This is a genomic window from Agrococcus sp. UYP33, from assembly GCF_054060915.1.
The window spans coordinates 1,134,814-1,155,365 of record NZ_JBSSDR010000001.1; the positions used below are offsets into that span (position 1 = coordinate 1,134,814).

Below are 20,552 nucleotides of genomic sequence, written 5' to 3' on the forward strand. Positions count from 1 at the left end.
CCGGTGACTGTGCGACTTCGACCCGAGATCGCGGCGGTGCCTCCCTACCAGCAGGGACGGCCGGCGCCCGAGGGTGGCTACAAGCTCTCCAGCAACGAGAACCCCTTCCCGCCGCTGCCCGCGGTCGTGGAGGCGGTGCAGCGCGAGGCGCTCCGCGTGAACCGCTATCCGCGGCCCGGCGCGCCCGAGCTCAGGGCGGCGCTCGCGACCGAGCTCGGCGTCGACGAGGGCCGCATCCTCATCGGCGACGGCTCCGCGACCCTGCTGCAGCAGCTCATCCACGCCGTCGCCGGCCCCGGCGACGAGGTGGTCTACGCCTGGCGCTCGTTCGACGCCTACCCGCTCTTCGTCCGCACCGGCGGCGCGACGCCGATCGAGGTGCCGGTCGACGCCGACCACGCGCACGATCTCGACGCCATGGCCGACGCCATCACCGAGCGCACCCGCGCGGTGATCGTCTGCAGCCCCAACAACCCCACCGGGACGATCGTCGACGCGGATGCGCTCGACGGCTTCCTGGCGCGCGTGCCCTCCGACGTGCTCGTCATGCTCGACGAGGCCTACATCGAGTTCGTGCAGGACTCCGCGATCGACGGCATCGCGCTCCAGCGCGAGCACGCGAACCTCGTCGTGCTGCGCACCTTCTCGAAGGCGCACGGCCTCGCCGGCCTGCGCGTCGGCTACGCGGTCGGCGACCCGGCGGTGCTGCGGGGGGCCGACCTGTGCGGCGTGCCGCTGTCGCAGACCTCGCTCGCGTCCGCCGCCGCGATCGCTGCGCTCGCGCACCGCGACGAGACGTACGCCCGCATCGAAGTGCTCGCCGCGCAGCGCGACGCGCTCTGGCAGCGGATCGTCGACGCCGGCGTGCCGGTGCCGCGGCCGTTCGGCAACTTCGTCTGGGTGCCGTCGCAGCCCGGGCAGGAGGAGGCGATCCACGACATCCTCGCCGCCAACCGCATCGTCGCGAAGGTCTTCGCCGACGGCGTGCGCATCTCGGTGGGGGAGCCCGAGGCCGATGACCACATCGTCGCGGCCGCCGTCGAGATCCAGGCGCTGCAGTGACGCGGGCCGATGCCCCGGCCGACGCCGCGACGGAGCCCATCCGCCTGCTCGACGCCGACGGCTCGCTCGTCGAGTCCGACGCGAACGCCGAGTGGCGCGAGCTCGCGGCGCAGCTCTCGACCGACGACCGCCTCGCGATGCACGGCGAGATGCTGCGCACCCGGCGGTTCGACATCGAGGCGGGCCACCTGCAGCGGCAGGGCAAGCTCGGCCTCTGGGTGCCGTCGATCGGCCAGGAGGGTGCGCAGGTCGGCGCCGCCTGGGCGTCGCGCGAGCAGGACACGATCTTCCCCTCCTACCGCGAGCACCTCATCGCGCTCCACCGCGGCGTCGACATGCTGCAGATCATCGACATCTTCCGCGGCGCGGTGCACGGCGGCTGGGACCCGCTCGAGACGCGCGGCATGCGCATCTACTCGCTCGTGATCGCCACCCACGCGCTCCACTCCACCGGCTACGCCATGGGCATCCGCCTCGATGGCGCGTGCGGCACCGGCGACGCGTCCCGCGACGAGGCCGTGATGGCGTTCTACGGCGACGGCGCGGCGAGCCAGGGCGATGCGAGCGAGGGCCTCGTGTTCGCGGCGAGCTATGACGCGCCCATCGTCTTCTTCGTGCAGAACAACAAGTGGGCCATCTCGGTGCCGTCCACGCGCCAGAGCCGCACCCCGCTGCACGAGCGCGCGCGCGGCTTCGGCCTCGATGCCGCGTGGGTCGACGGCAACGACCCTCTCGCCTCCTTCGCCGTCACGCGGCGGATGCTCGACGCGGCCAGGCAGGGACGGCCCGGCTACGTCGAGGCCGACACCTACCGGATGGGCGCGCACACCACGAGCGACGACCCCACGCGCTACCGCCCCTCGGAGGAGGAGGAGGCGTGGCGGAGGCGCGACCCGATCGCCCGGCTCGCCGCGCACCTGCGGGAGCTCGGCGTCGACGACGCTGCGCTCGCCGAGCAGGATGCGGAGGCGACCGAGCTCGCCGCCGACATGCGGCGACGCACGCTCGCCGCGGGCACCGCCGCGAGCGACGACATCTTCGACCACGTGTACAGCGAGCCGCACCCGCTGGTGCTCGAGCAGAAGCGCGCGCTCGCCGAGTTCGAGGCCGGCTTCGGAGGCACAGCATGACCGTCGAGTCGCACGCGGGGCAGTCCACACGAGTCGTGCCGACCCGACCTGCGCAGCCCGCCGCATCCGCCACCATGCCGATCGCGAAGGCGCTGAACGCGGCGCTCCGCGAGGCGATGCGCGCCGACGACAAGGTGCTGCTCATGGGCGAGGACATCGGCCCGCTCGGCGGCGTCTTCCGCATCACCGACGGGCTGCACGCCGAGTTCGGCGAGCACCGGGTGCTCGACACCCCGCTCGCCGAGTCCGGCATCATCGGCACCGCGATCGGGCTCGCGATGCGCGGCTACCGGCCGGTCATCGAGATCCAGTTCGACGGCTTCGTCTACCCCGGGTTCGACCAGATCGTCTCGCAGCTGGCGAAGATGACGGCCCGCCACCGCGGCCGCGTGTCGATGCCGATCGTCATCCGCATCCCCTACGGCGGCCACATCGGCGCCGTCGAGCATCACCAGGAGAGCCCGGAGGCGTACTTCGCGCACACGGCCGGCCTCCGCGTGGTGAGCCCGTCGACCGCGAACGACGCGCACTGGATGCTGCGGCAGGCCATCGAGAGCGACGACCCGGTGATCTTCCTCGAGCCGAAGTCGAAGTACTGGTCGAAGGGCGAGGTGCTGCCCGCGCCCGTTGCCCGCCTGCACCAGGCGGTCGTGGCGAAGCCTGGCAGCGACGTGACGCTCATCGGCCACGGCGCGATGGTGCACGTGCTGCTGCAGGCGGCGCTCATCGCGGAGGGCGAGGGCACGTCGTGCGAGGTCGTCGACCTGCGCTCGCTGTCGCCGATCGACTGGGCGCCGCTCGTCGAGTCGGCGCAGCGCACCGGTCGCGTGATCGTCGCGCAGGAGGCGCCCGGCCACGTGTCGGTCGGCTCCGAGATCGCCGCGACCATCGCCGAGCGCGCCTTCTACTCGCTCGAGGCGCCCGTGCTGCGGGTGTCGGGGTTCGACACCCCCTTCCCGCCGGCGCAGCTCGAAGACATCTACCTGCCCGACGCCGACCGCGTGCTCGACGCGGTCGACCGCTCGCTGGCCTACTGACGACGACCGAAGGACGACCGATGCAGGAGTTCAGGCTGCCCGATCCGGGCGAGGGCCTCACCGAGGCCGAGATCGTCACGTGGCGGGTGCACCCCGGCGACACCGTGCACGTCAACGACGTGCTGCTCGAGGTCGAGACCGCGAAGTCGCTCGTCGAGCTGCCGAGCCCGTTCGACGGCACCGTCGAGGCGCTGCTCGTGGAGGAGGGCCAGACGGTCGAGGTCGGCACGCCGATCATCCGCGTCTCCGGCGGCGACGCGGACGCGGTCGAGACGACCCTCGACACGCAGCAGACCGTCGACCGCGACGAGGACGGCGGCGCCGTGCTCGTCGGCTACGGCGTGCGAGGCGGTGCGGAGACCCGCCGCCGCAAGCCCCACACGGTGCGCGACGTGCCGCCGGCCGTCGTCTCGGCGCGGCCGGCCCCGCCGGCCTCCGTGCCCGCGGCATCCGCGTCGCCGGTGATCGCGAAGCCGCCGATCCGCAAGCTCGCGAAGGACCTCGGCGTCGACCTCTCGCTCGTTGCCGGCACCGGCCTCGCCGGCGAGGTCACGCGCGACGACGTCGTGCAGTCGGCCAAGCAGGCGAGCGTGTTCCGCAACCTCGAGACGCCCCAGTGGTCGGGCGGCCGCGAGGAGCGCATCCCGGTCAAGGGCGTGCGCAAGGTGATCGCGCAGGGCATGGTCGACTCCGCGTTCACGGCGCCGCACGTGTCGGTCTTCACCGACGTCGACGCGACGCGGACCATGGAGTTCGTCCAGCGGCTCAAGGCGTCGGCCGACTTCGCCGACGTGAAGGTCTCGCCGCTGCTCATCATGGCGAAGGCGATCCTGTGGGCCATCCGCCGGTCGCCGCAGGTGAACTCGACCTTCACCGGCGACGAGCTCGTCGTGCACCACTACGTCAACCTCGGCATCGCCGCGGCCACGCCGCGCGGCCTGCTCGTGCCGAACGTGAAGGACGCGCAGCAGATGTCGCTGCTCGAGCTCGCGAAGGCGCTGCAGCAGCTCACCGCGACCGCTCGCGAGGGCAGGACGCAGCCCGGCGACATGCAGCACGGCACGTTCACGATCACGAACATCGGCGTCTTCGGGATGGACACGGGCACGCCGATCCTCAACCCGGGCGAGACGGGGATCATCGCGCTCGGCACGATCCGGCAGAAGCCGTGGGTCGTCGACGGCGAGGTGCGGCCTCGCTGGGTGACCACCGTGGGCGGCTCGTTCGACCACCGCGCGATCGACGGCGACGTGATCAGCCGCTTCGTGGCCGACGTCGCGTCGATCCTGGAGGAGCCGGCGCTGCTGCTCGACTGAGCCCACCTTGCTGATCGAGTAGCAGCCGGCGGAGCCGGCCGCGTATCGAGATCATGCTGCTCGCGCTGGAGGTTCGTCTCGATGTGCGCGCCTCCGGCGTGCTACTCGACGAGCGTCTCCCGCTGATCGAGTAGCAGCCGGCGAAGCCGGCCGCGTATCGAGATCACGCTGCTCGCGCCGGAGGTTCGTCTCGATACGCGCGCCTTCGGCGTGCTACTCGACGAGCGTCTCCCGCTGATCGAGTAGCAGCCGGCGGAGCCGGCCGCGTATCGAGATCACGCTGCTCGGCGAGGCAAGTCGTCTCGATACGCGCGCCTTCGGCGTGCTACTCGACGAGCGTGTGGACGAGCGGGCCGAGACCCGCGCGCTACTCGGCCGCCCGCGCGCGCCACCAGTCGTCGCTCGGCGCCACCGGCATCCGCCGCTTGTGCTCCGTGCGGTCGTACTTCGTGACGATCTCGGCGGCGACGTCGTCGGCCACGTCCTCGCCGCGCAGGAACGCGTCGATCTGCTCGTAGCTGACCCCGAGCTCGTGCTCGTCGGCCTGCCCGGGCTTGCCGTCGAGCAGGTCGGCGGTCGGCTCCTTCTGCCACAGCCGGTCCGGCGCCTCGAGCTCCCGCAGCAGCTCCTTGCCCTGGCTCTTCGTCAGCCCCGAGAGCGGCAGCACGTCGGCACCGCCGTCGCCGTACTTCGTGAAGAAGCCCGTCACCGCCTCCGCGGCGTGGTCCGTGCCGAGCACGAGCATGCCGAGCTGTCCCGCGATGGCGTACTGCACGACCATCCGCGCCCGCGCCTTGACGTTGCCCTTGTGGTAGTCGACGACCTCGCCGATCGCCGCCTCGACCTCGCGCTCGAGCTCGTCGACACCGGGCTTCACGTCGACGACGACCTCGCGGTCGGCCTTGATGAAGTCGAGCGCGAGCTGGGCGTCCTCCTCGTCATGCTGCACGCCGTAGGGCAGGCGCACCGCCACGAACGAGGCGTCCTCGCCCGCCGCGCGCCGTCGCTCGACCGCGAGCTGCGCGATGCGCCCCGCGAGCGTCGAGTCCTGGCCGCCGGAGATGCCGAGCACGAACCCCTTCGCGCCGGTGGCGGCGAGGTAGTCGACGAGGAAGCCGATGCGCCGCTCGAGCTCGGGCGCCGGATCGATCGAGGGCTTCGCCTCGAGGGCAGCGATGATGGCGGACTGCGATGTGCCGGTGGTGCGCTCCATGGCGGGAAGCCTAGACCCGGCTGGTTTCGAGCGTGTTGCGAGTGCGCGCGATTGACAATCGTTCTCAACTGCACGTAGCGTGGACGGGCACGGCAGGGCGCCGTGCTGGACAAGGACACCATGCGGAACCTCCCTGCGGTCGGCGCGATCGGCGCGATGGCCCTGGCACTGACCGGATGCGCGGGCAGCGCGGCCGGCCAGGGCCCGACCGACGACGGCCTCGAGATCGTCGCCACGACGACGCAGCTCGCCGACATCACCCGCGAGGTCGTCGGCGACGCCGCGACGGTGACGAGCCTGCTCGAGCCCGGCAGCTCGGCCCATGCGTTCGACCCCGGCCCCGCCGCGCTGTCGGCGCTCGCGAGCGCCGACCTGCTCGTCATCAGCGGCGCGGGCCTCGAGACCTGGCTCGACAGCACCGTCGAGGCGTCGGGCTTCGCCGGCACGATGGTCGACACCTCCGAGGGGATCGAGCTGCTCGCCGCCGAGGACGACCCGCACGAGGGCCACGACCACGCCGAGGAGTCGCACGAGGGCGAGACGGCGGAGGAGCACGCGGCGCACGAGGAGGAGGGCCACGAGGGGGAGACGGCGGAGGAGCACGCCGAGCACGCCGAGGAGGAGGGTCACGAGGGCCACGACCACGGTGCCTTCGACCCGCACGTCTGGACCGACCCGGCGAACGCGATCGTGCAGGCCGAGGCCGTGCGCGACGCCGTGATCGCGGCCGACCCGGAGGCCGACATCACCGCGTCCGCGGATGCCTACCTCGCGGAGCTCGCGGAGCTAGAGACCTGGATGCGCGCGTCGATCGAGCAGGTGCCGGTCGAGGATCGCCTCGTCGTCACGACGCACGACACCTTCGGCTACCTCGAGCGCGCGTTCGACGTGCAGGTGGTCGGCACGGTGCTGCCGAGCCTCGACGACAGCGCCGACGCGAGCGCGGCGCACATCGACGAGCTCGTCGCCGAGATCCGCGCGAGCGGGGCGCCCGTGGTGTTCAGCGAGAACGCGATCGACCCCCAGCTCGCCGCGACGATCGCGCGGGAGGCGGGCGTCGAGCTGCGCCAGGGCGAGGACGCGCTCGCCGCCGACGCGCTGGGCACGGAGGGCTCGCCGACCGGCACCTACATCGGTTCGCAGATCCACAACACGACGGCGCTCGTCACCGGATGGGGCGCCGAGCCGCTGCCGGTGCCAGGATCGCTGTCATGAGCACGAGCACCGGCGCGGTCGTCGAGATCGCGGACGCCGCCTTCGGCTACGGCGCCGCACCGGTGCTCACCGACGTCAGCTTCGAGGTGCTGCCCGGCGAGGCGGTCGCCCTCATCGGCCCGAACGGCGCCGGCAAGTCGACGCTGCTCGCCGGGCTCCTCGGCCTCGCCGAGCACGACGCGCGGGTCTTCCGCGTGCCAACGGGCCGTGGCGAGATCGGCTCGCTGCCGCAGTCGAGCGAGATCGATCCTGCCTTCCCGGTGACGCTCGAGCAGGTCGTCTCGATGGGCCGCACGCCGCGCCTCGGGCTGCGGTGGCCGGGCGGCGCCGACCGGCGCATCGTCGCCGACGCGCTCGAGGCCGTCGGGCTGAGCGCCCAGCGCCGCACCCGCTTCGGCGACCTCAGCGGCGGGCAGCGCCAGCGCGGCCTCCTCGCCCGTGCGCTCGCGAGCGAGCCGCGCCTGCTGCTGCTCGACGAGCCGTTCAACGGGCTCGACCAGGGCTCGCGCGAGGCGCTGCTCGACACCGTCCGCGCGCTCAAGGCGCGCGGCGTCGCGCTCGTCATCACCACGCACGACCTCGACCTCGCGCGCGCCGTGTGCGACCGCACGCTGCTCGTCAACCAGCGGCAGATCGCGTTCGACGAGACCGGATGCGTCCTGACGCTCGAGCGCGTCGAGGCCGCGTTCGCGTCGCACGTCATGGAGATCGACGGGCACACGCTCGCCACCACCGAGCACCACGAGGCGGAGCACGCCCAGCGCCACCAGCACCTGCTGCAGGCCGAGGACGGGCTCGACCGCCGCGACGCCCGATGAGGGCGCCCGCGATCGCGGCGCTGCTCGACCCGTTCACGCCGTTCGCCGTGCCGTTCATGGCGCGGCCGCTGCTGCTCCTGCTCGCGCTCGCGGTCGCGGCCGGCACCGTCGGCGTGCTCGTGCACCTGCGGCGGCTCGAGTTCTCGGCCGACGGGCTCACGCACGCCGTCTTCCCCGGGCTCGCGATCGGCGCCGTGCTCGGCGGCGCCGCCGGCCTGCTGCCGGGGGCGATCGGTGCCGCGCTCGTCGCCGCCGTCGTGCTCGCGCTCATCGCGCGCCGCGGGCAGCCTCGCGACACGGCGGTGGCCATCGTGCTGACGAGCTTCTTCTCGCTCGGCGTCGTGCTCGTCTCGGCGACCGAGGGCATCGCCGGCAGCCTCTCCGACTTCTTCTTCGGCCGCCTGCTCACGATCACGTGGGGCGACCTCTGGATCGGGCTCGCGCTCATCGCGGCCGGTGTCGCGCTCGTCGCGGCGACCGCCCGGGCGCAGCTCTTCGCCGCGTTCGACGCGGCCGGCGCCCGTCGCGCGGGGCTGCCCGTGCTCGGGCTCGAGATGATCGGCACCGTCGCGGTCGCGCTCGTCGTGGTCGCCGCATCCGCGTCGGTCGGCACGCTGCTCGCGCTCGCCGTCGTGATCGTGCCCGCCGCTGCGGCGCGAGCGGTCACCGGCTCGCTGCGAGCCGCGATCGTCGTGGCCATCCTGTTCGGCGCGGTCACCGGCTGGCTCGGGCTGTGGCTCGTGGTGCAGCTCGCCGAGCTGGGCCTCGACGCCGCCCCCGGCGCGACCGTCGCGCTGACGATGATCGCCGGCTACCTGCTCGCGCTCGCCGCGGGCGCCGTCCGCTCGCGCTCTCATCGCCCCTCCGCCCGCGCCGTCGCAGGGGCGCGATGATGCCGCAGCTCGACTTCTTCGCCCTCGCGATGCTCGAGGTGGTGCTCGCCGGAGCACTCGCCGGGATCGTCGGCGTGCTGGTGGTGCTGCGCGAGCGCGCCTTCTTCACGATGTCGCTCACTCACGCGACCTTCCCCGGGGCGGTCGCCGCGGCGATGCTCGGCGGCTCGGTGCCGATCGGCGCCGCGGTCGCCGCGGTCGCGCTCATCGCCGTCGCCGTCGGCATCGGGCGCATCCGGTCGCAGGGCCCTGCCGTCGCCTCCGGCGTCATGCTCACCGCCGGCTTCGCGCTCGGCGCGCTGCTGCAGTCGCTCGCGCCGCTCGCGATCGACGTCGAGTCGTTCCTGGTCGGCCAGGTGCTGGCGGTGACCGGCGCCGATGTCGGCCTGACGGCCGTGCTGCTCGTCGCCGCGGCGGCCGTGTGGGCGCTCGCCGGGCGGCACCTCGTGTTCTCGAGCGCCGACGAGGCCGGCTATCGGCGGGCGGGCATGCGCCCGTGGATCCCCGAGACGGTCTCGCTCGCGCTCATCGCCGGCACGGTCGTGGCGATCATGCCGGTCGTCGGGGCCATCCTCGGCGTCGCGCTCATCGTCGCGCCGGCCGCCGCGGCACGCCTCGTCGTGCGCGACTGGCGGTGGATGCTCGTGCTCGCGCCCGCGATCGGCATCACCGCCGGCGTGGTCGGCCTGCTGGCGTCGCGCTGGCTCGATCTCGCCGCCGGCGGCGCGATCGCGCTGGTCGCGGCGCTGCTCTACGGCGCCGCGTGGCTCGTGGGCAGCGCGCGCGACGGGGCGCGCCCCGCCGAGGTCCGTGCGACCATCGAGGCGAGGACACCATGAGCAGCGCAGACAGCACGACGGCAGCCCAGAGCAGCGAGGCCCCCCGGCGCACGACGAAGCAGCGCGCAGCCGTGCGCGAGGCGCTCGGCGCGAGCGACGAGTTCGTCTCGGCGCAGGCGCTCCATCAGTCGATGCGGCAGTCCGGCTCCACGGTCGGCCTGGCGACCGTCTACCGCGCGCTCGCGGCGCTCGCCGAGGACGGCGAGGCGGATGCGCTGCAGTCCGGCGGCGAGGCCCTCTACCGGGCCTGCACGCGCACGCACCACCACCACCTCATCTGCCGCAGCTGCGGCCGCACGGTCGAGCTCGAGGCGGCCGCCGTCGAGCGCTGGGCCGGGCAGGTCGCCGCCGCGCACGGCTTCGTCGAGCCCGAGCACGTCGTCGACATCTTCGGCCTCTGCGCCGTCTGCGCGGCGGCGCGCTAGCGGTCGCCGCCGCCCGCGCGTCCACAGGGGCCGAGAGACATGCGGCGAGCGCCCAGGCATGGCTGTGATCATGACGGCAGCAGCCCCAGGAGGTCGTCGTGACGAACCCGCCCAGCGCCTACGGCGCCCAGCACCCGAACGGCGTCGATGACGTCACGCAGCGACGGCAGCCAGCGCAGCAGGCTCCGGCGCCGGCATCCCGCCAGCGCCGCATCCTGGGGATCCAGCCGGTGCTCTTCGTGGGCATCTGCCTGCTGGCCGTGGTCACGATCATCACGGTGGTGCTGATCTTCGTCGGCGACTTCGAGAGCCAGGCGTCCCGCGTCGTCTGGACGGTCGTCGTCTTCCTCGCCTTCACCGGTCTGCTGGCGCTCGACCTCGTGCTCGCACGCCGCTCCGCGACCCCGCTCGTGATCGGCGTCGCCGCCAACGTCTACCTGCTCGCCGTGCTGATGATCGCCATCTGGATGGACGGCCCCCGCGAGGCCGAGCGCGAGCCGTGGGAGGACGACTTCCTCTTCGCCGAGCTGCTCGGCATCGTGCTGCTGACGATCCTGGTCGTGCGCGCGGCCGCGGCCGGCGCGTGGGGGCTCATCTCGCTCGGCAACCGCAGCCGCGCCGCGATGGCGCGTGTCATCGGCCTCATCGCGGCCGCGCTGCTCGGTCTCGTCGGGGTGCTGCTCACGCTGCACTTCGCGCTCGACGCCCTCGGCCTCGACGTGGGCGAGTGGTACTGGCGCGCCACGGTCGCCGCGATCGTCGTGACCGCGCTCGCGGCATCCATCACCGTGCTCCTCTACTGGAACCGCCGCAACATCGACTGGCAGGAGGCGGAGGCCCGCGGCGAGCACGTGCGACCCGCGGCCGTCGCCGGACCCGGGCAGCAGCCGTGGCCGCAGCAGACGGCGTGGCCGGGCCAGCAGCCGATCCAGCAGCAGCCGATGCCGCAGCAGCAGCCGGCGCCGCAGCAGATGCCACCCCAGCAGCCGCCGACCGGGCTGCTCCCGTGGCCGACCTACGCCGACGGCACCCCGCTGCCGATGGGACCCGACGGGCAGCCGGCCTTCCCGCCGTCGCGCTGATCGCGGCGCCGCGGCGACCGCCGCAGATCGGGATTGCCGCGCAGCAGCCGCATGCCGTACGATAGGTCGTTGGTGCGGCTTCGGCCGCGCAGCGCACGTGCCTCCCACCCCGCAAGGACCAGGGTTCAGCGTGCGCAGGCAAGTGATCTTGGGTGGGCTCCGGCCCACGGTAACCACATGGAGGCACCAATGGCAGCCGTATGCCAGGTGACCGGAGCCGTTCCCGGCTTCGGACACAACATCTCGCACTCGCACCGGCGCACGAAGCGACGCTTCGACCCGAACGTGCAGCGCAAGACGTACTTCGTCCCGTCGCTCAAGCGCAACGTGACGCTCAACGTCTCGGCCAAGGGCATGAAGGTCATCGATGCTCGTGGCATCGAGGCCGTCGTCCGTGACATGCAGGCTCGGGGGGTGAAGCTCTGATGGCGAAGAAGTCCCAGGACGTCCGTCCGATCATCAAGCTCCGCTCGACGGCCGGCACCGGCTACACCTACGTGACGAAGAAGAACCGTCGCAACAACCCCGACCGACTTGTGCTGAAGAAGTACGACCCCATCGTGCGTCAGCACGTCGAGTTCCGAGAGGAGCGATAAATGGCCAAGAAGAGCATGATCGCCAAGAACGAGCAGCGGAAGATCATCGTCGCCCGCTACGCCGACAAGCGCGCTGCCCTCAAGAAGGCGCTCGTCGACCCCAAGAGCACCGACGAGGAGCGCGAGGCCGCTCGCCTCGGGCTGCAGAAGCTGCCCCGCAACGCCTCGCCGGTCCGCGTGCGCAAGCGCGACGCGATCGACGGCCGCCCCCGCGGCCACGTCGGCGCGTTCGGCATCTCGCGCGTGCGCTTCCGCGACATGGCGCACCGTGGCGAGCTGCCCGGCGTGACCAAGTCGAGCTGGTAAGCACCCGCTTCGCACGAAGGGCCCTGACCTCGCGGTCGGGGCCCTTCGTCGTGCGATGCCCGCATCGTGCTCGGATCGTGATCGCCGCCAGGGCGACCGCGTGCGAGAGTCGGCGGCATGGACTTCCTCATGTACCTCATGACCGGCAACCCTCGCGCGCTCATCATGGCCATCCCGAATCTGCTGGCCTTCATCGCCGTGATCGTGGTCGTGGTCATCGCGCTGCGGGCGCTGCTGCGCATCGACCGCTCCCTGCAGGAGCTCGTGGCGCGGGGTCGCGATGCCGAGCCTGCACCGTCCGCCGCACCGGCTCCGCCCGCGGCGTAGCCGCTACACGCGCCGGATCGTCGCGTCGGCGGGCGTCACGAGCAGCCAGCGCCAGCCGTACGGATCGAGCTCGAGCTCGAGCATCCCGTCGACGGTGATCGTCGACCGGTCGAAGCGGTCGACGAGCGTCACCGGCCCGTCGGCCGACAGCCCGAGCCGCACGGCCGAGCGCTCGTCGCCGAGGTTGTGCAGCGCGAGCATCGTCCAGTCGTCGCCGCGGCACACGTGCGCCAGCACCGATCGCTGCCGCACGCCGATGACCTCGAGGTCGGCCCACGCGAGCTCGGGGGTGTCGCGGTACAGGTCGGTCAGCTGCTGGATGTGCCGCCAGAGTGACGTCGGATCGCGCTGCTGGTCAGCGACGTTCACCCGCTGCGGGCCGAGCTCGCCACCGGGCATCGGCCGGGTCCAGCGCCGCTGGGGCGCCGTCGAGAAGCCGCCGCTGGTATCCGGCTCCCACTGCATCGGCGTGCGCACCGCGTAGCGGCCGGGCACCTCGAGCGCCTCGCCCATGCCGATCTCCTCGCCGTAGAACAGCACCGGGCATCCCGGCAGCGAGAACATCAGCGTGTAGACGAGCCGCACCGCTCGGTCGTCGCCGAGCATCGTGGGCAGCCGGCGCCGGATGCCGCGGCCGTACAGCCGCATCCCCTCGTCCGGCGCGAAGGCGGCGAACACCTCCTCGAGCTCGTCGGGCGCGAGCTTGTCGAGCGTGAGCTCGTCGTGGTTGCGCACGAAGTTCGCCCACTGGCTCGCCGGCGGCAGCTCCGGCCGGTCGCGCAGGGCCTTCGCGAGCGGCCGCGCGTCCTTCCGCGCGAGCGAGAGGAAGAGCTGCTGCATCGACACGAAGTCGAACTGCAGGTGGAGACCCGAGGCCTCGCCCTCGGCCTCGAACCACTGCAGCTGCTGCTCGTGGGGGAGGTTGACCTCGCCGAGCAGCATCGCCTCGCCGTTGCGGCGGGAGACGAAGCGCTGGATCGCGCGCAGGTGGTCGGCGCCCTGGTAGTCGGGCGCGGCGCCGGTCGTCTCGGTGCCGTGCGCGGGGGCGCTGCTGAACAGGAACGGCACCGCGTCGACCCGGAAGCCCGAGACGCCCAGCTCGAGCCAGAGGCCGAGGTTGCGCTCGATCTGCACCTGCACGGGCGGATGCGCGATGTTGAGGTCGGGCTGGTGCGCGCGGAAGTGGTGCAGGTACCACTGGCCCGTCCGCTCGTCCTCCGTCCAGGTGGAGTCCTCCTCGCCGGGGAAGACGGGCGCGTCCTGCTTCGCCGGCGGCGCGTCCCGCCACACGTACCAGTCCCGGTGGGGCGAGTCGCGCGAGGAGCGCGACGAGCGGAACCACGGGTGCTGGTCCGAGGTGTGGTTCATGACGAAGTCGATGATCACGCGCATCCCCTGCGCGCGGGCGACGCGGATCACCTCGACGAGGTCGCCGAGGGTGCCGAGCCTCGGATCGACCGCGAAGAAGTCGGTGATGTCGTAGCCGTCGTCCCGGTCGGCGGTGGGGAAGAACGGCATGAGCCACAGGCACGTGACGCCGAGGTCGGCGAGCGTGTGGATGCGGGAGACGAGTCCCTGGAGGTCGCCGATCCCGTCGCCGTCGGAGTCCTGGAACACCTCGACGTCGAGGCAGTAGAAGACGGCGTTCCGCCACCAGCTGTCGGCGGCCTCGATCGGGCGCGGGCTCACGCGCCGACCCGCAGCGCGGGCAGGACTCGCTCGCCGAACGTGTCGATCCACGGTGCCTGCTCCTCGCCGACGTGATGCAGGTACAGCGCATCGATGCCCGTGGCGAGCAGCCCCGCGATGTGGGTCGTGTGCCGCGAGAGGTCGCTCGAGACGTGCACGGCCGCTCGGATGTCCTCCTCGCTCGCGCCGGCGCTGCGCCGGTCGAACTCCTCCGGGAAGGCGATGTCCCAGGCCTCCGGGGGGCGGATGACCCCGTTGGACCACTCCTCGCGCGCGATCCGCAGCGCCTCCTGCTCATCGCTCGCCCAGGAGAGGTGCAGCTGGCCGGCTACCGGGCCGCGCCCCCCGGCGTCGCGATAGGCCTCGACGATCCGCCGGAGCGACTCGGCCTCGCCGGCCACGGTGATGAGGCCGTCGGCCCACGCGGCGTGGGCGGCGGCCGACTCCGGCGTGGTGGCGGCGGCGAGCAGCGGCGGCGGCTCCTCCGGCAGCGACCAGACGCGGGCGCGGTGCACGGTGACCTCGCCCTCGTGCGTCACCTCCTCGCCGGCGTGCAGGCGGCGGATGACGTCGACGCACTCGACGAGCCGTCGCTCCCGCACCGCCTTCTCGGGCCAGGGGTCGCCCGTCACGTGCTCGTTCATCGCCTCGCCGGAGCCCAGCGCGGCCCAGAAGCGGCCGGGGAACATCTCGGCGAGCGTCGCGAGCGCCTGCGCGTGCACCACCGGGTGGTAGCGCTGCCCCGGCGCCGTCACGACGCCGAACCGCAGCGAGGTGGTGGCGAGCGCCGCGGCGAGCCAGGACAGGGCGAAGCCGCTGTGCGCCTGCCGCACGCTCCAGGGGGCCAGGTGGTCGGAGCACATGGCGGCGTCGAAGCCCGCCGCCTCGGCGTGCTGGACCGCGGCGAGGAGCCTGCTGGGCGGCAGCTGCTCGTGGGACGCGTGGAATCCGAGGACCGTCATCGCTCCAGCGAACCGGGTGGGCGACGGCTGGTCAATGCCCGCGCGTCCAGCGTCGACTGCTAGACGACCGCCGAGCGGTCGAGGTGCTCGGCGCTGGAGCGCTCGCCCGCGTGCAGCGCCCGCCAGGCGCTGCCGAGGCGAGCCATGGCCTCGGCGGTCAGCGCCGGCTCCCACGTGATCGGGATGCGGGCGAAGCGGTCGAGCACGCCGGAGGCCGAGAACCGCGGCCCGGGCGGCAGGAGCAGTCCTCGATCCCGCGCGGCGAGCGAGAGGGCGGTCGACCACGGTCCCCCCAGGTCGACCCAAGCCGCGAGGCCGCCCGGCATCGGCGGCATCGCCACGCCCGGGAGGTGCTCGGCGAGGCCCGCCGCGACCGCGGCACGGCCCGCCCGCAGCCGGTCGCGCGTGCTCGTGAGCAGCGCATCCATCTCGTCCAGGAGCTCCATCGCGATGCACTGCTCCAGCAGCGGGGTGCCGAGGTCGATCGACGGCCGCGCGCCGAGCAGCGCGGCGACCTGCTCGCGGCCCGCGCGGATCCAGCCGATGCGCAGCCCGCCCCACGCGATCTTCGACATCGAGCCGAGCAGGATCGCCGGCCCGTGCGCCGCGAAGGGACGCGGGGTCCAGCCGCGGTCGATGTCGAGCTCGGCGCACGTCTCGTCGACGATGAGCAGCGTGCCGGTCGCGCGCGCGACCGCGGCGAGCCTCGCCCGCTCGAGCTCGGGCATCGTCGCCCCGGTCGGGTTGTGGAAGTCGGCGACCAGGTAGGCGAGCGCCGGCCGCTGCGACCGCAGCGTCTCGACGAGGTGGTTCGCGTCCCATCCGCCACTGCCGTGCGGACCCGCATCGGGCGTCACGGGCGTCGGCAGCAGCCGGTGGCCCGTGCGCCGGAGCGCGTCGATCGCGTGCGGGAAGCTCGGCTGCTCCACCACCGCGCTGCGACCGCGCTCGCCGAACGCCGCCAGCACGATCGAGAGCGCGTGCATCGCGCCGCTCGTGACGACGATCTGGTCGGGGTCGGTCGGCAGCCCGCGGGCGGTGTAGCGATCCGCGATGCGAGCCCGCAGCTCCGGCAGGCCGTCGATCGAGTACCCGGGTGTGCCGAGCAGCCCCGCGAGCCGGTCGAGCGCCCGCACCGTCGCCGCGTGCAGCCCCGGCGCGGATCCGATCGACGCGATCGTGAGGTCGATGACGTCGTGGTCGGCAGCGGCCGGGCGCTGCAGGCGCTGCGCCGGCAGCGACGCCCGGGTGCCCGAGCCGTGCGTGCGCACGACGTAGCCGCCCGACTCGAGCAGCTCGTAGGCCCGCGCGATCGTGGCGCGGGACCGGCCGAGCTCGGCGGCGAGCGCCCGCTCGCTTGGCAGCCGCTCGCCGACCGTCATCCGGCCGTCGAGCAGCAGCATGCGGATGCGGTCGGCGAGCGACTGCGCGACCGCGGTCGTCGCGCGCCACTCGCCGAGCTGGGTGCCGAGCCTGGATGCCATGCGCCCATCCTGCCGCCTCAGTGGACTGGAGAGCACGAGCCACTTGCGGGGGAGTGGCCCGCGACGGTGGCATGCCCGATGGAGTGGAATGGACGCTGTGACGACCGGTCCCCACCAGCAGCAGCACCCACGAGCGCACGAGCGACCCGCCGGGCACCCGATCCGACGGCTGCTCCTGCCCATCGATGCGCTGGGCCCCCGCGACACGACCGCCAGGGTCGTGCAGCTGCTCGTCGGCCTCTTCCTCTACGGCATCGCCCTCGCGATGCTGATCCGCGCCGACCTCGGCGTCGGTCCGTGGGACGTCTTCTCGCTCGGCCTCGCCGTGCACCTGCCCATGAGCTACGGCATGGCCACGATCGCTGTGTCGGCGCTCGTGCTGCTCCTGTGGATCCCGCTGCGCCAGCGGCCGGGGATCGGCACGCTGCTCAACGCGGTGCTCGTGGGTCCCTCGGCCGACGTCGGGCTGCTGCTGATCCCCGAGGTGCAGGGGCTGTGGGCCCAGGTGCCGCTGCTCGTGGGCGGCATGGTGCTGCTCGCCTTCGCGACCGGCCTCTACATCGCGCCGCAGCTAGGCCCCGGGCCGCGCGACGGCCTGATGACCGGCATCGTGCGCATCACGGGCTGGCGCGTCTGGATCGTCCGCACGCTCATCGAGGGCACGGTGCTGCTGCTCGGCTGGCTGCTCGGCGGTCCGGTGGGGGTCGGCACCGTGATCTTCGCCTTCGGGATCGGCCCGCTCATCGGCATCTTCCTGCCGCTCTTCGCACGTCGTCGCGAGGCGACGGTCGCGCGGCTCACGAGTCGCCGAGGAGCCGATCAGCGCCGCTGATCCGTTCGCGATCCGCGGAAAACCGCGGAAACTGCGGCGTGTCGCCCGGGTTCTCCGGTGCCCGCCAGGGGTTCAGGGCTACGTTCGGGGTTGGTCGGAGCCCCCTCGGGCGCCGACGGATGCCCGCCCCCAGGCGGGACGGACATGCCACCATCAGGAGGACACCATGGCTGAGACCATCAACAAGACCACCCTCGCTTCGAAGATCGCAGCGACGACCGACCTCTCGCAGGCGAAGGTCACCGCAGTGCTGGACGCCCTGTTCGACGAGGTCTCGACGGCCGTCGCCGCCGGCGACAAGGTCTCGATCCCGGGCTTCTTCAGCGCCGAGCGCACCGAGACCGCTGCCCGCACGGGCCGCAACCCGCAGACGGGCGCCGAGATCAAGATCGCCGCGGGCCACCGCGTCAAGCTGACCGCCGGCTCCAAGCTCAAGGCTGCCGTCAAGTAGCTCGCACCACCACAGCAGCAGGAGGGGCTCCGCCGTGAGGCGGGGCCCCTCCTGTCGTCCCGGGGCCAGACGTCGCGCATAGGGGTGACGACTACCCTGGGTGGGTGCAGCGCATCCGTCTCCTCGCGCCGGCGCTCGCGATCCTCGCGGGCCTGGCCGCGGCGTGGGCGGCGCTCGAGCTCGGTGGCGGCGCTGCGGCCCCGAGCCTGCAGGACCCCGGCCCCGCCGTGCGCTACGGCGTGCCGATGGCCACGATGCTGCGGAACGTCGCGATCGCGGCCGCCTTCGGCGGCGCGGTGCTCGCGTGCTTCGCGCTCCGGCCGCGCAGCCGCGACTGGCACCGCACGCTCGACCTCGCGGGTGCTGCTGCCGGCATCGCGACGGTCGCGCAGGGCTTCGTCGGCTTCGGGTCGTTCCGGCAGGTCGTCACGAACCCGGTCACCGCGACGAACGACTTCGGCCAGCTGCTGCAGTTCTTCTTCGTCGAGGTCGAGACCGGCCGGCTGCTGCTCGGCACGCTGCTCGCACTCGCGCTGCTGACGGTGCTGCTGCTCGTCGCGCGCGGACCGGTCGCGGTCGCATTCACCGTGGTGCTCTGGGCGGTGCCGTTCTGGCTCATCGCCTCCGGCGGGCACGCGGGCGGCACCGCGAACCACACGATCGCCGTGTCCTCGCTGCTGCTGCACCTCATCTTCGTCTCGATCTGGCTGGGCGGCCTGCTGCACGTCGGCCTGCTCGCCCGCCGCGACCCGCAGCCCGGCGCGTCCGACGTCGTGGCCGACGCCGCCTACGGCGATGTGCTGCTGCGCTACTCCTCGCTCGCGCTCGTGAGCTTCCTCGTCGTCGCGTTCTCGGGCATCGTCTCGGCCTGGGTGCGCATGGAGGGCGACTGGTTCAGCCCCTACGGCCTCCTGTCGCTCACGAAGGCGGCGCTGCTGCTCGTGCTCGGCGGCTTCGGCGCGTGGCAGCGGATGCGCGTGCTGCGGCCCGCGGCGACCGTGCCCGACCGGGTGCCCGGCCGCGCGGTCGCGCTCCTGCTCGCGCTCGAGCTCACGGTGATGGGCGTCACCGCCGGCGTCGCCGCCGGCCTCGCGCGCACACCGACGCCGGTCGCCGAGGTGCCGCCCGGTGCCGAGGCGACGCCGGCCGAGATCCTCACCGGGCGTCCGCTGCCGCCGACCTTCGAGCCTGCGCGGCTCGCCGACCAGTGGTCGATCGACCCGCTCTGGTCGGTCATCTGCGCGATGCTCGCGTTCTTCTACCTCGCGGGCGTCGCCCGTCTCGCGCGCCGCGGCGACCGCTGGCCGCTCCAGCGCACGGTCGCGTGGGTCGCCGGCGTCGCGCTGCTGTGGTGGTGCACGAACGGCGCGCTGAACCTCTACCAGGAGTTCCAGTTCTCGCTCCACATGCTCGTGCACATGCTGCTGGGCATGGCCGTGCCGGTGCTGCTCGTGCCGGGCGCGCCGATCACGCTCGCGATGCGGGCGATCCAGAAGCGCCGCGACGGCTCGCGCGGCGGTCGCGAGTGGCTCATGGCCATCGTGCACTCGAAGTACATGGAGGTGCTCAGCTCGCCGCTCGTCGCGGCCGGGCTGTTCGTCGCGAGCCTGTGGCTCTTCTACTACACGCCGCTCTTCGCGTGGTCGATGCACGAGCACCTCGGGCACGTCTGGATGGTCGTGCACTTCGTCGGCTCGGGCTACCTGTTCGTGCAGGCCATCATCGGCATCGACCCCGGTCCTGCCAGGCCGCCCTATGCGCTGCGCCTCGTGCTGCTGCTGGGCGCCATGGTGTTCCACGCGTTCTTCGGCCTCACGCTCATGACCGGTGAGGCGCTGCTGCTCGCCGACTGGTTCGGCGCGATGGGCAACGGCGTCGACGCGCTCGCGGACCAGCGGGTCGGCGGCGGCATCGCGTGGTCGATCGGCGAGATCCCGACGGTGATCCTCGCGATCACGACGGTCGTGCTCTGGGCGCGCAGCGACCGGCGCGAGCAGGTGCGCACCGACCGCGCCGCGTCGCGCGACGGCGACGCGGATCTCAACGCCTACAACGACATGCTCGAGCGGATGGGGAAGCGATGACCGACGGACGTCACGAGGCGGGCGGGTCGGCCGACCGCGCCGAGCAGCACCTGCCGGAGGAGCTCGCCGCCTACGCCGAGGGTCGCGCGCTGCGGCTGCGCATCGTGCGGCACGCCGAGACCGAGCACAACATCAACCACCTCATGCAGGGCTGGTCCGACTCCCCGATCACCGAGCGCGGCCGCGACCAGATCGCCGCCGTCGCCGACCGGCTGTCGAGCGAGCGCTTCGACCTCGCCTTCTCCTCCGACCTGCAGCGCACGCGCACGACCGCCGAGGGCATCCTCGCCCGGCTCGACCCGCAGCCGCCCATCGCCTACGACGAGGTGCTGCGCGAGTGGCACTTCGGCAGCCACGAGGAGCGCCCCGCAGCGGACGTGTGGCGCGAGGTCATCGTCGAGCACGGGTTCGAGGTCGACCGCGAGCTGAGCGCGCTCCGCTCGATCGGCGAGCAGGTCGGCTGGCGCGGGCTATTCGACACGATCGCGCAGCTCGACGCGAGCGGGCAGGCCGAGCAGGCCGCCGAGACCGTGGTGCGCGCGGACGCGGCGCTCGAGCGCATCGTGCGCGCGGCTTCCGCCGTGCCCGGCGACCACGAGGTGCAGGTGCTCGTCGTGTCGCACGGCGGCTTCATCACGTCGATGCTGCGCCAGCTCGTGCCCGAGCTGACGCCCGACATGATCCTGCCGAACTGCTCCGTCACGACCGTCTCGCTGCCGGCGGGCACGCTCGTCTGGCGCCTCGACGGGCTCGGCGAGACGGCCGACGCGGAGATCGCGCGGTAGCGCGCC

The 20,552-nt window shown here is 73.0% G+C and carries 22 protein-coding genes; 18 read left to right on the forward strand and 4 right to left on the reverse strand.

Translation table 11 applies throughout. The annotated features are described in order from the left end of the window. Nucleotides 1-3 precede the first annotated feature (3 nt). The 4 genes from ACVWW9_RS05575 to ACVWW9_RS05590 all read left to right on the forward strand — a co-directional run bounded on the left by ACVWW9_RS05575 (nt 4) and on the right by ACVWW9_RS05590 (nt 4,545). Nucleotides 4-1,062: a histidinol-phosphate transaminase gene (locus ACVWW9_RS05575; protein ID WP_456514712.1), complete on the forward strand. Its 1,059-nt coding sequence runs from the start codon at nt 4-6 to the stop codon at nt 1,060-1,062. Next, nucleotides 1,059-2,192 (forward strand): thiamine pyrophosphate-dependent enzyme, encoded by a 1,134-nt coding sequence (locus ACVWW9_RS05580; protein WP_456514713.1) that lies wholly within the window; start codon nt 1,059-1,061, stop codon nt 2,190-2,192. The genes ACVWW9_RS05575 and ACVWW9_RS05580 overlap by 4 nt, the downstream gene beginning before the upstream one ends. Nucleotides 2,193-2,266: 74 nt before the next feature. Then, nucleotides 2,267-3,229 carry an alpha-ketoacid dehydrogenase subunit beta gene (locus ACVWW9_RS05585; RefSeq protein ID WP_456515406.1) on the forward strand — a complete coding sequence of 321 codons (963 nt, stop codon included), beginning with the start codon at nt 2,267-2,269 and terminating at the stop codon, nt 3,227-3,229. A 20-nt stretch (nt 3,230-3,249) separates the two neighbouring features. Then, complete coding sequence (locus ACVWW9_RS05590; RefSeq protein ID WP_456514714.1) at nt 3,250-4,545, forward strand: dihydrolipoamide acetyltransferase family protein; 1,296 nt, start codon at nt 3,250-3,252, stop codon at nt 4,543-4,545. A 367-nt stretch (nt 4,546-4,912) separates the two neighbouring features. Here ACVWW9_RS05590 and nadE read toward each other — a convergent pair whose 3' ends face one another. After that, a complete protein-coding gene (gene nadE / locus ACVWW9_RS05595; protein ID WP_456514715.1) occupies nt 4,913-5,758 on the reverse strand; it encodes an ammonia-dependent NAD(+) synthetase in 846 nt (281 codons plus the stop codon). A gap of 120 nt (nt 5,759-5,878) precedes the next feature. Here nadE and ACVWW9_RS05600 point away from each other — a divergent pair, with 120 nt between their 5' ends. From ACVWW9_RS05600 to ACVWW9_RS05645, 10 genes are all read left to right on the forward strand, one after another. Further along, nucleotides 5,879-6,973, forward strand: coding sequence for a metal ABC transporter substrate-binding protein (locus ACVWW9_RS05600; RefSeq protein WP_456514716.1), 1,095 nt, complete (start codon nt 5,879-5,881; stop codon nt 6,971-6,973). After that, the gene (locus ACVWW9_RS05605) at nt 6,970-7,791 is read left to right on the forward strand and encodes a metal ABC transporter ATP-binding protein (protein WP_456514717.1); all 822 of its coding nucleotides are present in this window, start codon (nt 6,970-6,972) and stop codon (nt 7,789-7,791) included. Before ACVWW9_RS05600 ends, ACVWW9_RS05605 begins: the two co-directional genes overlap by 4 nt. Then, a complete protein-coding gene (locus ACVWW9_RS05610) occupies nt 7,788-8,684 on the forward strand; it encodes a metal ABC transporter permease (protein ID WP_456514718.1) in 897 nt (298 codons plus the stop codon). The genes ACVWW9_RS05605 and ACVWW9_RS05610 overlap by 4 nt, the downstream gene beginning before the upstream one ends. Beyond that, the gene (locus tag ACVWW9_RS05615) at nt 8,681-9,523 is read left to right on the forward strand and encodes a metal ABC transporter permease (protein WP_456514719.1); all 843 of its coding nucleotides are present in this window, start codon (nt 8,681-8,683) and stop codon (nt 9,521-9,523) included. The genes ACVWW9_RS05610 and ACVWW9_RS05615 overlap by 4 nt, the downstream gene beginning before the upstream one ends. Beyond that, nucleotides 9,520-9,948: a Fur family transcriptional regulator gene (locus ACVWW9_RS05620; RefSeq protein ID WP_456514720.1), complete on the forward strand. Its 429-nt coding sequence runs from the start codon at nt 9,520-9,522 to the stop codon at nt 9,946-9,948. Before ACVWW9_RS05615 ends, ACVWW9_RS05620 begins: the two co-directional genes overlap by 4 nt. Nucleotides 9,949-10,046: 98 nt before the next feature. Next, nucleotides 10,047-11,030 (forward strand): hypothetical protein, encoded by a 984-nt coding sequence (locus ACVWW9_RS05625; protein WP_456514721.1) that lies wholly within the window; start codon nt 10,047-10,049, stop codon nt 11,028-11,030. A gap of 189 nt (nt 11,031-11,219) precedes the next feature. Beyond that, entirely contained in the window at nt 11,220-11,456 is a 237-nt protein-coding gene (rpmB, locus tag ACVWW9_RS05630; protein WP_123696728.1) for a 50S ribosomal protein L28, read from the forward strand. Then, nucleotides 11,456-11,626 (forward strand): 50S ribosomal protein L33, encoded by a 171-nt coding sequence (gene rpmG / locus ACVWW9_RS05635; RefSeq protein ID WP_123696729.1) that lies wholly within the window; start codon nt 11,456-11,458, stop codon nt 11,624-11,626. The genes rpmB and rpmG overlap by 1 nt, the downstream gene beginning before the upstream one ends. Continuing rightward, entirely contained in the window at nt 11,627-11,932 is a 306-nt protein-coding gene (rpsN, locus tag ACVWW9_RS05640; RefSeq protein WP_123696730.1) for a 30S ribosomal protein S14, read from the forward strand. A gap of 117 nt (nt 11,933-12,049) precedes the next feature. Then, on the forward strand, nt 12,050-12,259 hold the full coding sequence (locus ACVWW9_RS05645) for a hypothetical protein (RefSeq protein WP_456514722.1): 210 nt from the start codon (nt 12,050-12,052) through the stop codon (nt 12,257-12,259). Nucleotides 12,260-12,262: 3 nt separating this feature from the next. Here ACVWW9_RS05645 and ACVWW9_RS05650 read toward each other — a convergent pair whose 3' ends face one another. From ACVWW9_RS05650 to yczR, 3 genes are read right to left on the reverse strand one after another with little or no spacing between them, the layout of a single operon-like run. Next, complete coding sequence (locus tag ACVWW9_RS05650) at nt 12,263-13,948, reverse strand: alpha-amylase family protein (protein WP_456514723.1); 1,686 nt, start codon at nt 13,946-13,948, stop codon at nt 12,263-12,265. Then, nucleotides 13,945-14,910, reverse strand: coding sequence for a TIGR03885 family FMN-dependent LLM class oxidoreductase (locus ACVWW9_RS05655; RefSeq protein WP_456514724.1), 966 nt, complete (start codon nt 14,908-14,910; stop codon nt 13,945-13,947). Before ACVWW9_RS05655 ends, ACVWW9_RS05650 begins: the two co-directional genes overlap by 4 nt. A 59-nt stretch (nt 14,911-14,969) precedes the next feature. Beyond that, nucleotides 14,970-16,394: a MocR-like transcription factor YczR gene (yczR, locus tag ACVWW9_RS05660; RefSeq protein WP_456514725.1), complete on the reverse strand. Its 1,425-nt coding sequence runs from the start codon at nt 16,392-16,394 to the stop codon at nt 14,970-14,972. A 97-nt stretch (nt 16,395-16,491) separates the two neighbouring features. On the opposite strand from yczR, the gene yczE reads away from it, so the two are divergent. From yczE to ACVWW9_RS05680, 4 genes are all read left to right on the forward strand, one after another. Next, on the forward strand, nt 16,492-17,226 hold the full coding sequence (yczE, locus tag ACVWW9_RS05665; RefSeq protein WP_456514726.1) for a membrane protein YczE: 735 nt from the start codon (nt 16,492-16,494) through the stop codon (nt 17,224-17,226). A 166-nt stretch (nt 17,227-17,392) separates the two neighbouring features. Next, nucleotides 17,393-17,677: an HU family DNA-binding protein gene (locus ACVWW9_RS05670; RefSeq protein ID WP_123696735.1), complete on the forward strand. Its 285-nt coding sequence runs from the start codon at nt 17,393-17,395 to the stop codon at nt 17,675-17,677. 104 nt (nt 17,678-17,781) lie between these two features. After that, complete coding sequence (locus ACVWW9_RS05675; protein WP_456514727.1) at nt 17,782-19,761, forward strand: cytochrome c oxidase assembly protein; 1,980 nt, start codon at nt 17,782-17,784, stop codon at nt 19,759-19,761. Next, nucleotides 19,758-20,546 carry a histidine phosphatase family protein gene (locus tag ACVWW9_RS05680; RefSeq protein ID WP_456514728.1) on the forward strand — a complete coding sequence of 263 codons (789 nt, stop codon included), beginning with the start codon at nt 19,758-19,760 and terminating at the stop codon, nt 20,544-20,546. Before ACVWW9_RS05675 ends, ACVWW9_RS05680 begins: the two co-directional genes overlap by 4 nt. The last annotated feature ends 6 nt before the right edge of the window (nt 20,547-20,552 follow it).

Excerpts from the sequence above, each read along its gene's own strand:
- ACVWW9_RS05590 (WP_456514714.1), top strand. The coding sequence starts at position 3,250 with ATGCAGGAGTTCAGGCTGCCCGATCCGGGCGAGGGCCTCACCGAGGCC.
- ACVWW9_RS05585 (WP_456515406.1), top strand. The coding sequence starts at position 2,267 with ATGCCGATCGCGAAGGCGCTGAACGCGGCGCTCCGCGAGGCGATGCGC.
- rpmB (WP_123696728.1), top strand. The coding sequence starts at position 11,220 with ATGGCAGCCGTATGCCAGGTGACCGGAGCCGTTCCCGGCTTCGGACAC.
- yczR (WP_456514725.1), bottom strand. The coding sequence starts at position 16,394 with ATGGCATCCAGGCTCGGCACCCAGCTCGGCGAGTGGCGCGCGACGACC.
- ACVWW9_RS05610 (WP_456514718.1), top strand. The coding sequence starts at position 7,788 with ATGAGGGCGCCCGCGATCGCGGCGCTGCTCGACCCGTTCACGCCGTTC.
- ACVWW9_RS05655 (WP_456514724.1), bottom strand. The coding sequence starts at position 14,910 with ATGACGGTCCTCGGATTCCACGCGTCCCACGAGCAGCTGCCGCCCAGC.
- ACVWW9_RS05670 (WP_123696735.1), top strand. The coding sequence starts at position 17,393 with ATGGCTGAGACCATCAACAAGACCACCCTCGCTTCGAAGATCGCAGCG.
- ACVWW9_RS05620 (WP_456514720.1), top strand. The coding sequence starts at position 9,520 with ATGAGCAGCGCAGACAGCACGACGGCAGCCCAGAGCAGCGAGGCCCCC.
- nadE (WP_456514715.1), bottom strand. The coding sequence starts at position 5,758 with ATGGAGCGCACCACCGGCACATCGCAGTCCGCCATCATCGCTGCCCTC.
- rpmG (WP_123696729.1), top strand. The coding sequence starts at position 11,456 with ATGGCGAAGAAGTCCCAGGACGTCCGTCCGATCATCAAGCTCCGCTCG.
- ACVWW9_RS05645 (WP_456514722.1), top strand. The coding sequence starts at position 12,050 with ATGGACTTCCTCATGTACCTCATGACCGGCAACCCTCGCGCGCTCATC.
- ACVWW9_RS05615 (WP_456514719.1), top strand. The coding sequence starts at position 8,681 with ATGATGCCGCAGCTCGACTTCTTCGCCCTCGCGATGCTCGAGGTGGTG.
- rpsN (WP_123696730.1), top strand. The coding sequence starts at position 11,627 with ATGGCCAAGAAGAGCATGATCGCCAAGAACGAGCAGCGGAAGATCATC.
- ACVWW9_RS05600 (WP_456514716.1), top strand. The coding sequence starts at position 5,879 with ATGCGGAACCTCCCTGCGGTCGGCGCGATCGGCGCGATGGCCCTGGCA.
- ACVWW9_RS05605 (WP_456514717.1), top strand. The coding sequence starts at position 6,970 with ATGAGCACGAGCACCGGCGCGGTCGTCGAGATCGCGGACGCCGCCTTC.
- ACVWW9_RS05680 (WP_456514728.1), top strand. The coding sequence starts at position 19,758 with ATGACCGACGGACGTCACGAGGCGGGCGGGTCGGCCGACCGCGCCGAG.